This window comes from Nonomuraea composti (assembly GCF_012034275.1).
GTDB classification, from domain to species: Bacteria; Actinomycetota; Actinomycetes; order Streptosporangiales; family Streptosporangiaceae; genus Nonomuraea; species Nonomuraea composti.
Window position 1 is genome coordinate 180,582 of record NZ_JAATEP010000002.1, and the last position, 12,078, is coordinate 192,659.

Sequence of the window (12,078 nt, forward strand, 5' to 3'; positions counted from 1 at the left end):
GAAGTGTTTGCGGTCTAGGCTCCGGAGCATGAGCGAACCCGACAAGAGCGTCGTCGTCCTCGACGCGCGCGGCCTGCGGGCCCTGGCCCACCCCGTCCGCGTCCAGCTCGTGGACCTGCTGCGCAAACACGGCCCCTCCACCGCCACCCGCCTGGCCGAGCGCCTGGGCGTGAACTCCGGCACGGCCAGCTACCACCTGCGCCGGCTCGGTGCGGCCGGGTTCGTGGAGGAGGACCTGGAGCGCGGCAACGCGCGCGAGCGGTGGTGGCGCTCGGTGCACCGCGCCACCCGGCTGACCGGCGAGGAGCTGGCCGAGCGGGAGCCGGAGGCGGTGCTGGCGTACATGCAGTCGGTCGCCGCCCTCTACAACCTGCGCGTCCAGCGGGCGCTGAACGAGATGCAGACCATGCCGAGGGAGTGGCGCGGCGTCCTCGACCTCAGCTCGCACGCGCTGCGCCTGACCCCCGAGGAGGGCCTGCGGCTGCGCGAGGAGCTGGACGAGGTCATCTCCCGCTACCGCAGGGACGTGCCCGGCGAGCCGGCCCCCGACGGCGCCGCCCGGGTCTCGCTCATCACCGAGGTCCTGCCGGAGCCGCTGGAGGAGCCGTGACGTCCCGGTCATTAGCGGGGGTGCTGGCGGCCATCGCGGTGGCGCTGACCGGGACGCGGGTCTCGGCGATCGCGCTGCCCTGGTTCGTGTACGTCAGCACCGGCAGCGCCGTGTACACGGGGATGGTGACGTTCGCCGAGATGGCCCCGTATGTGCTGGTCAAGGCGCTGGCCGGGCCGATGCTCGACCGGGTGGGGCCGCGGCGCGTCTCCTGGGCGGCCGACGTGGTCAGCGCGGCGGCGGCCGGCGCGGTGGTGCTGCTGCACGCGCTCGGCGCGCTGCCGCCGGGCGCCCTCGTGGCGCTGGTCGCGGTGATCGGGGCGGCGCGGGGGCCGGGCGACCTGGCCAAGGAGATCATGATCCCGGAGGCGGCCGAGCGCGGGCGGGTGCCGCTGGAGCGGGCCACCGGCCTCATGGGCGTCACCGAACGGCTGGCCCAGACGGCGGGCCCGGCGGCCGGCGGCGCGATCGTCCTGGCGGTCGGGCCGATGGCGAGCCTGGGCGTGAGCGCCGGCTGCTTCGCGCTGGGCTCCCTGATCGTGGCCTGGGCGCTGCCGCCCGGCATGGGCCACGGAGCGCCGGCGGCGTCCCCCTCGCGGGAGGGCTACTGGCGGCGGTTCGGGCAGGGCCTGGCGTTCCTGCGCGGCCAGCCGCTGCTGCTCGCCCTGGCCGTCGTGGTCGGCGTCACGAACCTGCTCGACGCCGCCTTCTCCCAGGTCCTCGTGACCGTGTGGGCCAAGGAGTCCGGCCACGGCCCCGGCGTCGTGGGCCTGAACAGCAGCGTGATGGGCCTGACGGCGGTCGGCGGCAGCCTGCTCGCCGCGGCGCTGGCCCACCGGATGCGGCGGCGGCCGGTGTTCTTCGTGGCGTTCCTGCTGGCCGGGCCGCCACGCTTCCTCGCCCTGGCGGCCGGCCTGCCGGTGTGGGCGATCGTGGCGGTGTTCGCCGTGAGCGGGTTCGCCGGCGGCTTCCTCAACCCGATCCTGGGGGCGATCACGTACGAGCGGGTGCCGCGCGAGCTGCTGGGCCGGGTGGGGGCGTTGCAGACGTCGCTCGCGTGGGCGGGCATCCCGCTCGGCGGCCTGCTGGCGGGGGCGGCGGTGTCGCTGGCGGGCCTGGCGCCGGTGCTGCTGGTGTGCGGCACCGCGTACGCGCTGGTCACGAGCGTGACCGGCCTGCGCCGGGAATGGCGGGAAATGGACCGCCTCCGCGCCCGCCCGGCCGCCGCCCCAGTGCCAGGAGGAGGCACCGGGACGCCGGCCGGGGGATCACAGGGTCCCGGCTGAAGCGGGGTCCCGGCTGAGCGGGGCCCGGCTGAGCGGGGTCCGGCGAGTCAGGGGCAGGTCAGCCGGTGATCATGCCCTGGGCCAGGTCGGCCGCCGTGGCCGCCGGGTCGCGTAGCTCCGGGGGGCCGTAGCCGCCGCCTCCGCCCGACTCGCACCGCAGCACGTCCCCCGCCCTGACCGGCAGCGCGTTCGCCTTGAGCATCTCGCGCTCCCCGGGCGTGCCCGGGTTGAGGGTGACGCGCGGGGGTGCGCCCGCCTGGCCGCCGGCCAGGCCCCAGGCCGGGGTGACCGAGCGTTCGAACCACAGCGACAGCGACGTGTCGCCGCAGAACTCGTACTCCCGCACCACCCCGTTCCCGCCCCGCCACCGCCCGCTGCCGCCGGTGCCGGGGCGGATCTCGTAGCGGGTGACGCGGACGGGGAACAGGGTCTCCAGGACCTCGATCGGCATGTCGCGCAGCGAGCCGTTGACGTTGTTGATCAGGCAGGTCTCGCCGTCGCCGCCGTCCCAGGCGCCCCAGCCGCCGACGGTGGCCTCCTGGGAGACGTACAGCTTGCCGGTGCGCGGGTCCGTGCCGGTGAACTGCACGATCATCGAGTCTCCGTACGAGGCCGCGGCCGCCTTGTCCGGCATCACCGGGGCCAGGGCCTTGACCACCAGGTCGATGAGCAGCCCCAGGTGGGAGTAGTAGTACTGGCAGGCGGCGGGCGACTCGGCGGCCAGCATGGAGCCGGGCCTGGTCTCGACCGACAGGGGGCGGAAGGAGCCGCCGTTGAGCGGCACGTCGCCGGAGACCAGCAGCTTGTAGCCGACCCGGACGGCGGCCACGGCCTGGGCGGCGCCGCAGTTGACGGGGCCGAGCGCCTGGTCGGCGCAGTCGGTCAGGTCCACGTGCATGCTCTCGCCGGACACCGTCACGGTCACGTTCACGGGCAGCGGGGTGTCGAGGTCGATGCCGTCGTTGTCGAGGAAGCCGGAGGCCGCGTACACACCGTCGGGGATGGCGGCGATGGCGGCCCGTTCCATGCGCTCGGTCTGGGCGAAGATCTCGTCGCGGGCGGCGTGCACCGCGTCCAGGCCCCAGCGGGAGACGATCTCGCGCAGCCGCCGCTGGCCGGTCATGGCGCAGCTCACCTGGGCGCGCAGGTCGCCGAGGGTGGCATGGGGGAAGCGGACGTTGCGGGAGATGACCTCGTGCGGGTCGCGGCAGGGCTCGCCGCCCGCGTACACCTTCACCGGGCCCAGCCGCAGGCCCTCCTGGAAGATGGAGGTGGAGTCCATGGAGCCGCCGGGGTCCTTGGAGCCGACGTCCAGCCAGTGCGCCCGCGACGCGGCGAACCCGGCCAGCTCCCCGTCGCAGAAGATCGGCCCGTAGACGGTGACGTCGTTGAGGTGGGTGCCGCCGATGTAGGAGTCGTTGAGCACCCACACGTCGCCCTCCTGCCAGACCTCCCGCCCGTACAGGCGCTCGGTCTCGCGGGTGCACACCTCCAGGTTGCCCAGGAAGATCGGCAGCCCGGACGACTGGCCGAGCACGTTGTGGTCGCGGTCGAGCAGCGCGACGGCGCAGTCCTTGGCCTCGTAGATGACGGGGGTGTAGGAGCTGCGGATGAGGGTGGTGTTCATGTCCTCGGCGGCCTGCAGCAGCGCGCAGCGGATGATCTCGGTGGTGACGGGGTCGATCACGTGTTCACTTTCATGATGAGGAAGCCGTTGTCGTCCACGGTGGCCACGCAGCCGGGCGGGATGACCGTGGTCGCGGTCTCCTCCACCACGATGGCGGGGCCGGCCAGCTCGCCCTCCAGTCCGGCGCGGCGCAGCACGGGGGTGCGGTGCACCGCGCCGTCGAAGATGACGTCCCGTACGTCGGGTGCCGCGCTCTCGGCGGTGACGGCGGCCGGGGCGGCGGTGCGCGGGAACGAGCCGAACCCGGTGCTGCGCAGCATGACCAGCTCGACGGGCGCCTCGGGGGTGGCGTGCCCGTACCGGGCGGTGTGCGCCTCGGCGTAGCGGGCGGCGAGCCGCGCGAGGAAGCCGGGCTCGGCCGGCTCGGCGGCGTCGCGCAGGGGGATGGTGAGCGTGTAGTCCTGGCCCTCGTAGCGCAGGTCCACGGCGTGCTCCACCCGCCGCCGCTCGCCGGGGACGCCCTGCCCGGCGAGCGCGTCGAGCGCTTCCCGCTCCAATGTCGCGAGATTTCGGGACATGTCGGCGCCGTCGAGGGTGTCCTGCGGCCGGAAGTACGGATGCGTCAGATCCCTGCGCACCTCCGCCTCCAGCATCCCCCACGCCGAGAACGCCCCGGGGAAGCGCGGCACCACCACCTCGGAGATGCCCAGCTCCCGCGCGATGAACGCCGCGTGCATCGCCCCCGCCCCGCCGAACGCCACCAGCGCGAACTCCCGGGGCTCCACCCCGTGCTCCACCGTCAGCGTCCGGATGGCCTGCGCCATCTTGGCGTTGGCGACGTCGCAGATGCCCTCGGCCAGCGCCAGCGGATCCAGCCCCAGCTCCCCGGCCAGCTCCGCCACCGCCACGCCGGCGGCCTCGGTGTCCAGCGTCATCAGCCCGCCCGCGAACCACGCCGGATCCACCCGCCCCAGCACCACGTTCGCGTCGGTGACGGTCGGCCGCGTGCCGCCCCTGCCGTAGCAGGCCGGCCCCGGCACCGCGCCGGCCGACTCGGGGCCGACCCGCAGCGCGCCCGCCTCGGCGTAGGCGAGGGAGCCGCCGCCCGCGCCGATCGTGTGCAGGTTCACGATCGGCATCAGCACCGGGTAGCCCTCGATGCGCGCCTCGCTGCTGACGTCGGGGCGGCCGTCCACGACCAGCGACACGTCGAACGACGTGCCGCCCATGTCCACGCAGATCACGTTGCGGTGATCGAGCAGCCGGGAGGCGGCCACCCCGCCCATCGTCCCGCCGACCGGGCCTGACAGCAGCGTCTGCAGCGGGCGGCGCATCGCGTACGAGGCGTTGACCAGCCCGCCCGACGACTGCATCACGTGCACCGGCACCGCCAGCCCGCGCTCGGCGAAGCGCCGCTCGATCCCGGCCAGGTAGCGGCGCACCACCGGCCCCGTGTACGCCTCCAGCACCGCCGACGACGTCCGCTCGTACTCCCGCCACTCCCGCGCCACCTCGTGCGAGAGCACCACCAGCACGTCCTCGCCCAGCTCGGCCCGCAGGATCTCGCCCGCCCTGACCTCGTGCGCCGGGTTGACGTAGGAGAACAGCAGGCACACCGCCACCGCGTCGAACCCCTCGGCGCGCGCCCGCCGCGCCGCCGCCCGCACCGACTCCTCGTCCAGCGGCGCCAGCTCCCGCCCCTGGTAGTCGAGCCGGCCACCGGCCTCCATGACGTCCTGGCGCGGCACCAACGGCTCGGGCTTGCGGTAACGCAGGTCGAACATGCGGTCCCGGTTGCCCCGGGCGATCTGGTAGACGTCCCGCCCGCCCCTGCTCGCCAGCAGCAGCACCCGGGCGCCCTTGCGCTCCAGCAGCGCGTTGAGCCCCTGAGTGGTGCCGTGCACGAAGAACGAGATGCCGGCCGGATCGTCCACGACCCGGCCGAGCGCGGCGAACACGCCGTCGGCCAGATCCCCCGGAGTGGTGGGCGCCTTCGAGGCCGTCACGGCACCTGTCCGCTCGTCGTAGCACACGACGTCGGTGAAGGTGCCGCCGATGTCCATGGCGACGCGATAGCTCATGGAATGCACCGTAAGGGGGGAAAGGAGCGGCCGTGGTGTGCGGCCCGCACACCACGACGCGCCCGGCAGTGCATCCGGCAGGGGTCAGTGACCCGACTCGGCCAGGTGCTCACCCCCGACGGCCACCGGACGCTCCCCGGTGACGGTCACCCTGGCGAGCATCGCGGCCACCTCCCGCCGCAGCAGCGGGTCCGCCCGGAACTCCTCCATGATCGCGCTTCGCAACGCGGCCCGGCCCGACTCGTCGTCGGGCTTGGCGCCGGCCACCCGGCCGATCACCCCGTGGGCGCGCTCGTCTCCCCGGCCGAAGACCCGCTGCAGGATGCGCGAGCCGCGGGCCACCTCCGTGTCCGCGGCCAGCTCGCTGGTCTTGGCCAGCACGCCCGTGCCGTAGGCGTCGATCGCCGCCGTGACGAAGGGCATGACGTCGTCCGCAGTGTCCATGAGACCCTCCCGTAGGTCCTTACGGATGACGCGATGGTAGCTCGCGGAGCCGCGGCGGCGAGGGCATACCCTTGCGACTGTGCCTGCCCCGTACCTCACACTCAAGACCGTCGTCGAGCACGAGACCGAGGCGCGGCGCTCGCGCTTCATCTGCGCGGTGGCCCCGGCGCGCACGGTCGAGGAGGCCGCCGCGTTCATCGCGCGGCGGCGCGCCGAGCATCCCGCCGCCACCCACAACTGCACCGCGTACGTGATCGGGGAGCGCATCCAGAAGGGCGACGACGACGGCGAGCCGGGCGGCACCGCGGGCACGCCCATGGTGCAGGCGCTGGTGGGCCGCGGGTTCAGCGACGTGGTGGCCGTGGTGACGCGCTACTTCGGCGGCACCCTGCTCGGCGCGGGCGGGCTGGTGCGCGCCTACGGCTCGGCGGTCACCGAGGCGCTCGACCGGGCCGAGCCCGTGCGCATGGTGCCGGCCAAGCTGGTGCGCGTGGCCGTCGCGCACGACCAGGCTGGGCGGGTGGAGAACGACCTGCGGGCCTCGCGCCACGCGGTGCGGGAGGTGACGTACGCGGGCGAGGTCACCTTCGACGTCGCGGTCGGCGCCGACGAGGTGGCCGCCTTCACCGACTGGGTGGCCACCCTGACGGCCGGCCGGGCCCGCGTGTCGCTGGGAGCCGACCTCCACGTGCCGGCGTGAGCCTCCACGCGCCCGCCTGACCGGTCAGCCTTCCAGGGCGTACTGCATCACGCGGAACTTCGCCTGCGCCTCGGCCAGCTCCGCCGCCGGGTCGGAGTCGCCCATGATGCCGCCGCCCGCGAACAGCCGCGCCCGCCGCCCCTGCACCTGCCCCGACCGCAGCGCGATGCCCCACTCGCCGTCGCCGTTGGCGTCGATCCAGCCGACGGGGCCGGCGTAACCGGCGCGGTCCATGCCTTCCAGCTCGCGGATGACCTGGATCGCGGTCTTGGTCGGGGTGCCGCCGACGGCCGCCGTCGGGTGCATCGCGGCCACCACGTCGAGCACCGACGCCCCGTCGGCCAGCCGGCCGGTGACATGGCTGGCCAGGTGCTGCACGTTGGGCAGGACCAGCAGCTCGGGCTCGTCGGGCGTGGTGAGCGAGGAGCACAGGGGCGCCAGCGTGTGGCGCACGGAGGCGATCGCGCACTCGTGCTCGTGCCGGTCCTTCGCCGAGGCGAACAGCGCCGCACCGCGCGCGAGGTCGTCGGCGGGGCCGGTGCCGCGCGCGGTCGTGCCGGCCAGCACCAGCGACTCGATCTCCTGCCCCGTGCGCCGGATCAGCAGCTCGGGCGTGGCCCCGACCAGGCCCGCCACCGAGAACGTGTAGCACTCGGGGTAGCGGGCGGCCAGCCGCGACAGCAGCAGCCGCACGTCGATGGGCCGCTCGGCGGTGGCGACGAGGTCGCGGGCCAGCACCACCTTCTCCAGCTCGCCCTCGCGGATGCGCCGCGCGGCCCGCGCCACCACGTGCTCCCACTCGGGGGCGGTGAGGCTGCCGTCGCCGTAGCTGATGCGGCCCGGGTCGCGGACCGGGGTGAACGACTCCAGCGGCGCTTCGCCGACCGTGGTCAGCCAGGCGTGGCCGTCGCGGCGGGCGAGCACGGCCCGCGGGACCACGAGAACGGAGCCGTGGGAGTCTTCGTCGAAGGTGAAGCTGCCGAAGGCGACCGCGCCGGAGCCGGGGGTGCGTACGTCGTCGTGCACCTGCGCGTCCCCGAGCACGGTGGCCAGCCACTGGCGGGCCCAGGCGAACCGGCCGGGCCCCGGGGGCACGGCCACGCGGGCCGCCTCTCCCCATCCGACGAGGCCCTCTCCATTCCTGATCCACGCGTAGGGGGCCGTACGGGGGAGGGAAGCCAGCAGGTCACCGGGGTCGCCAACAGGGGTGGTGCGAACCGGCAGCGGGCGGGTTGTTCCGAGCGCGACACTCACCCAAGACACTCTATGCGGGAACTGAACACGTTCGACTCGGACCCCCGTGAATGCGGGGTTACGGGCAAAGAAGCCAGAAAAAACCGGGTGTCCAGGAGTATTGGGACGGACCAGATTCGGTCTGGTCTGTCAAGCGGCGATATGAAGTCGGTCCTGAACTGGCAGGCCTTGCCCCGAGGCCATGGTGAGCCGATCATCGGCTCCCTACCTTGGAGCCCATGATCGCTCGCCTGGGGCCCGCGCTGGCCGCCGCCGTCGTCCTCACCGCTTCGGGCCCCCTCCCCGCCTCCGCCGCCTCCGCGCAGCCCGTGCCCCGCGTCATGGCCGCGCTCGGCGACTCCATCTCCACCGGCTTCAACGCCTGCGGCTTCTACGTCTCCTGCACCGCCCGCTCGTGGTCCACCGGTGACAACGGCGAGGTCGCCAGCCACTATGCCCGCCTGGCCAAGCTCTCTGGAACGCTCCACAAGCACAACCTCACCTTCGCCGCCCCCGGCGCGACCAGCGCCGACCTGCTCGGGCAGATGCGCCAGGCGATCGCGGCCAGGGCCGACTACGTGACGATTCTCATAGGCGCGCAAGACGCCTGCACCCGTACCGAGCAGGCGATGACCCCCGTCGCCACCTACCGCAAGCGCCTCGACGCGGCGCTGGCCGCGCTGCGCTCCGGCGTGCCCGGCGCCCGCGTCTTCTTCGCCAGCGTCCCCGACGTGCGCCGGCTGTGGCAGGTCGGCAAGGACAACGCGCTGGCGCGCACGTTCTGGACGACCGCCCGCCTGTGCCAGTCGATGCTGGCCGCTCCCTCCTCGACCGCGCGCGCCGACGAGCAGCGCCGCTCCCGGGTGCGGGCCCGCGTGATCGCCTACAACCGGGCCGCCGCCGGGGCCTGCGCCGCGTACGGGCCGCGCTGCCGCACCGACGGCGGAGCCGTCTTCTCCTACCCGTTCACCCTCGACCACGTCAGCAAGTGGGACTACTTCCACCCCAACACGGCCGGGCAGAAGGTGCTGGCCGAGCGCACCTTCACGCGGGGCTTCACCTGGATCGACCCTCGCTAGCGGCTCCCGGTCACCGGCACTGCGCCAGCATCGTCTTCTTGTCGGCCGGTGTGACGGGAATGTCGTACTTGAGCGCCACCTGGGCCCACCGGGTGACGTAGGCGCAACGCACCTCCCGGCGCGGCGGCAGCCAGCCCGCCGGCCCCGAGGCGTCCTTCTGCTCGTTGGCGTCGCCGTCGACGGGCAGCAGGTTCAGCGGGTCGTTGGCGAAGTCGAGCCGCTTCGCCATCGGCCACTTCGGCGCGCCCATCCGCCACCCGTAGTTCAGCGGCACCACGTGGTCCACCTGCACCTCGTCCGCGTTGTCCTTGTGCCAGGAGATGAGCCGCCCGGTGTAGGGGTCGGTCAGCTCCATCGAGACGACCTCGCAGTCGGAGCCCGCCCTGAACTTCACGTTGCGCCCGTCACGGGCCAGCAGGTCGTCGCGGGTACGGCAGCCGTTGCGCGCGTACGGTACCCCGATCGCGTCGTCGGCCCAGTTCTCGCCGTACCGGGTGCGCTCGTAACCGGTGTTCGGGCCGAGCGCCTTCACGCGCAGCCGCTTGATGAGCCCCCGTGCCTCCGACTTCTCCGCGTCGGAGACGATGGGTGCCAGACCCGGCAGAGTGCCGCTGATGTTGCCCAGGGGGCTGGCCGCCGTCGCCGGCGGGGTCTTGGCACTGCCGATGAAGGAAACGACGATGACGGCTCCGGCAAGGAGCGCCACAGCGTCCTTGGTGCTCAAGCGCGCCTCCATGAGCTCCAGGTTGTCTAGAGAATTTCCCGGCATCGGCTGTTTTGACACAGGGAGGGTTGTGTGACCGATCGTCACATGACCGATCTGTTCGCCGTCCTGAGGATGCCCTTGAACGGCTGTGCGGGCGCTCAAGCTCGTCGGGATGCCCATGACGTCCGGGCATGGGGCGAAGGCGGGGCCTTCTCCGTCGATGAGAAGGCAAGCCGAACATCAACCGCGTGCGGGTGACCGGACGCCGCCCTTCCCGGCGGCGTCGAAGCCGCTGCCGCCGCCCGCGCTCCGGATGCGCATCGCCGACGTCTCGCCCACGCTGATGCACGGCGAGATTCCGAAGGCGCCGGGCGGGGCCCCGTGTCGCCCCTGCCCTTATGGGGCCGTCGGCACGGGCTGCGCTCCCGGGGTTCTGCCGGCGTGCTGCCGTAGGGTGGGTGACCATGATCGGCTTACCTCGGCCACTGGCCGCCGGGCTCGCGGCCGTGCTGCTGCTGGGCTGCCTCGCCGCCGACGCGTTGCCCCAAGGCGAAAGCTATTTCTGCGCTTTCGTCGGCGACACGATGTCCTGTGGCTCCGCCGAGCGTGACGCGGCCATGGCGGCCGCCATGCTCACGCCCGCCGAGGCCCGCTCCATCGGCTGCCCGCCGCTCTACGTGGGACGGCAGCAGGAGCCGTCGTCCGGCGAAACCCGGCCGGCACCCGAGCCCGCCTTCGCCGTCCGCACCCCGGACCCGGCACGGGCCGCCCGCGTCGAGGCAGCGTGGGGGCGCATCGAGCGCTGGCTCGGGGCGCACGCCTCGGCCACGCTGCGCAAGCTGCGCTTCGGTGCCGAGCCGGAGTACCTGGCCAAGTGGGAGCACTACGCGGGCCGCCGCCTGCCCGACGACCTGTATGCCTCCTACCTGCGCCATGACGGCGCCGACGGCAACCTGGGCGACGGCTTCCGGCTGCCGCGCGGGTACGGGCTGCTGCCGGTCAGCGACATGGACAGCATCAACGAGAGCAACTGCCACAGCCTCATCCTGCGCGGTGACCTGGCGGACGCCGACCCCGAGCACGGCACCTGGCACGGCAGCCTGCTGACGACCGGCAGCGACGCCGCGGGAGGTGACCTGTTCGTCGAGCCCCGCACCGGCCGGGTGGGCGAGGCCGCCTTCGGCGAGCGGCTGCGCTACGACGGCCCGATGGGCTTTCCTTCCCACACGGCGATGCTGGAGGCGCTGGCCGCCGCGCTGGAGGGCGGCACCGCGCTGGGCGGCTCGTACCCGACCGTGACCGGCGGCTGCGAGCTGCTCTGGGCCGCCGAGCCCGCCCCGCTACCGGGTGGCTGCGCGGGAGAGCCGCGTGCGACCCCCACCCCCACGCCGACCGCGCAGCCGCCCACTGAGGCGGACAAGCGCGCCACCGGCTGCCTGCCCGCCCGCCGCGCCCCTGTCGTGCGCATGCCGCGCGCCGCCGTCACCGCCGAGGTGAACGCCGCCTGGCGGCGCATCGAGCGCTGGCTGGCCCGGCACGCGCCAGCCACCTACAAGAGCCTGCGCCCGCCGGCCACGCCCCAGGCGATCGCCCGGGCCGAGGCCGCCATGGGCGCGCGCCTGCCCGACGGCCTGCGTGCCTCGCTGCTGCGCCACGACGGGGCACGCGACGGCGGCTTCACCTTCCCGCCGATCCACACCCCCATGTCGGTCCGCGGGATGCGGCGCGATTGGCAGGTCAACTGCGACATCATCCTCGCCGATCCCGAGCTGGGCGCGCAGTGGTGGCACGGCCGCCTGATTCCGTTCGGCTACGACGGCACCGGCGGCAGCCTGTTCGTCGATCTGGACACAGGCCGCACCGGCAGCTGGCACGCCGAGGACGGCCTGCACACCGGTGACAGCGACGTCTGGCCCTCCTACCTGGTCCTGCTCAAGGCCACGGCCCGCGCCCTGGAGCGCGGCGAGCCGGTGCGCGGCCGGCATCCGCGGGTGGAGAAGGGCCGCCTGGACTGGCGCTCTGCAGACTGAGGGCTCGTGCGGCAGGACTCGTCCGGGCGCCCCTGCGAAGCTCGCCGAGCGTCATGACGGCACGCGGTCGCTTGCCGCCTCACGCCAGTGAGCCGCTCCATGGGCGCGGCCGAACGGAGGGGCGCCCGCCTGGGCGAGGACGAAACGCGCGTGACCGACGAGCTCAAGGGCGGCGACTTCCCAAGGGCGGCAACTTCTCAAAGGCGGCGACTTCCCAAGGGCGGCAACTTCTCAAAGGCGGCGACAACGCGGTCAGCAGGTTCGCGGCTTCATCAGCCCGAT

Annotated in this window: 10 protein-coding genes; 5 read left to right on the plus strand and 5 right to left on the minus strand. The window is 73.7% G+C overall.

The features are described from left to right. Nucleotides 1–28 precede the first annotated feature (28 nt). Nucleotides 29–610, plus strand: a complete 582-nt coding sequence (locus HCN51_RS03670) for an ArsR/SmtB family transcription factor (protein WP_168006755.1) — start codon at nucleotides 29–31, stop codon at nucleotides 608–610. Beyond that, on the plus strand, nucleotides 607–1,896 hold the full coding sequence (locus HCN51_RS03675) for an MFS transporter (protein ID WP_346433520.1): 1,290 nt from the start codon (nucleotides 607–609) through the stop codon (nucleotides 1,894–1,896). Before HCN51_RS03670 ends, HCN51_RS03675 begins: the two co-directional genes overlap by 4 nt. A gap of 58 nt (nucleotides 1,897–1,954) precedes the next feature. On the opposite strand, the gene HCN51_RS03680 is transcribed toward HCN51_RS03675, so the two are convergent. From HCN51_RS03680 to HCN51_RS03690, 3 genes are all read right to left on the minus strand, one after another. Further along, nucleotides 1,955–3,583 carry a hydantoinase B/oxoprolinase family protein gene (locus HCN51_RS03680; protein WP_168006757.1) on the minus strand — a complete coding sequence of 543 codons (1,629 nt, stop codon included), beginning with the start codon at nucleotides 3,581–3,583 and terminating at the stop codon, nucleotides 1,955–1,957. Then, the gene (locus HCN51_RS03685; protein WP_168006759.1) at nucleotides 3,580–5,604 is read right to left on the minus strand and encodes a hydantoinase/oxoprolinase family protein; all 2,025 of its coding nucleotides are present in this window, start codon (nucleotides 5,602–5,604) and stop codon (nucleotides 3,580–3,582) included. Before HCN51_RS03685 ends, HCN51_RS03680 begins: the two co-directional genes overlap by 4 nt. Before the next feature lie 84 nt (nucleotides 5,605–5,688). After that, nucleotides 5,689–6,048, minus strand: a complete 360-nt coding sequence (locus HCN51_RS03690; protein ID WP_168006761.1) for a hypothetical protein — start codon at nucleotides 6,046–6,048, stop codon at nucleotides 5,689–5,691. A gap of 79 nt (nucleotides 6,049–6,127) precedes the next feature. Here HCN51_RS03690 and HCN51_RS03695 point away from each other — a divergent pair, with 79 nt between their 5' ends. Then, nucleotides 6,128–6,748, plus strand: coding sequence for a YigZ family protein (locus HCN51_RS03695; RefSeq protein WP_168006763.1), 621 nt, complete (start codon nucleotides 6,128–6,130; stop codon nucleotides 6,746–6,748). Between the two features lie 24 nt (nucleotides 6,749–6,772). On the opposite strand, the gene HCN51_RS03700 is transcribed toward HCN51_RS03695, so the two are convergent. Further along, complete coding sequence (locus HCN51_RS03700) at nucleotides 6,773–8,002, minus strand: isochorismate synthase (RefSeq protein WP_080037645.1); 1,230 nt, start codon at nucleotides 8,000–8,002, stop codon at nucleotides 6,773–6,775. 218 nt (nucleotides 8,003–8,220) lie between these two features. Here HCN51_RS03700 and HCN51_RS03705 point away from each other — a divergent pair, with 218 nt between their 5' ends. Beyond that, nucleotides 8,221–9,060 carry a GDSL-type esterase/lipase family protein gene (locus HCN51_RS03705; RefSeq protein WP_168006765.1) on the plus strand — a complete coding sequence of 280 codons (840 nt, stop codon included), beginning with the start codon at nucleotides 8,221–8,223 and terminating at the stop codon, nucleotides 9,058–9,060. Between the two features lie 10 nt (nucleotides 9,061–9,070). On the opposite strand, the gene HCN51_RS03710 is transcribed toward HCN51_RS03705, so the two are convergent. Continuing rightward, nucleotides 9,071–9,784 carry an HNH endonuclease family protein gene (locus tag HCN51_RS03710; RefSeq protein ID WP_206066526.1) on the minus strand — a complete coding sequence of 238 codons (714 nt, stop codon included), beginning with the start codon at nucleotides 9,782–9,784 and terminating at the stop codon, nucleotides 9,071–9,073. A gap of 446 nt (nucleotides 9,785–10,230) precedes the next feature. Between HCN51_RS03710 and HCN51_RS03715 the strand changes: the two genes are divergently transcribed. Then, the gene (locus HCN51_RS03715; RefSeq protein WP_168006767.1) at nucleotides 10,231–11,796 is read left to right on the plus strand and encodes an SMI1/KNR4 family protein; all 1,566 of its coding nucleotides are present in this window, start codon (nucleotides 10,231–10,233) and stop codon (nucleotides 11,794–11,796) included. The last annotated feature ends 282 nt before the right edge of the window (nucleotides 11,797–12,078 follow it).

What these genes read in the sequence shown, in the direction of transcription:
- HCN51_RS03670 (WP_168006755.1), top strand. Translation starts at nt 29, where the DNA reads ATGAGCGAACCCGACAAGAGCGTCGTCGTCCTCGACGCGCGCGGCCTG.
- HCN51_RS03685 (WP_168006759.1), bottom strand. Translation starts at nt 5,604, where the DNA reads ATGAGCTATCGCGTCGCCATGGACATCGGCGGCACCTTCACCGACGTC.
- HCN51_RS03690 (WP_168006761.1), bottom strand. Translation starts at nt 6,048, where the DNA reads ATGGACACTGCGGACGACGTCATGCCCTTCGTCACGGCGGCGATCGAC.
- HCN51_RS03705 (WP_168006765.1), top strand. Translation starts at nt 8,221, where the DNA reads ATGATCGCTCGCCTGGGGCCCGCGCTGGCCGCCGCCGTCGTCCTCACC.
- HCN51_RS03715 (WP_168006767.1), top strand. Translation starts at nt 10,231, where the DNA reads ATGATCGGCTTACCTCGGCCACTGGCCGCCGGGCTCGCGGCCGTGCTG.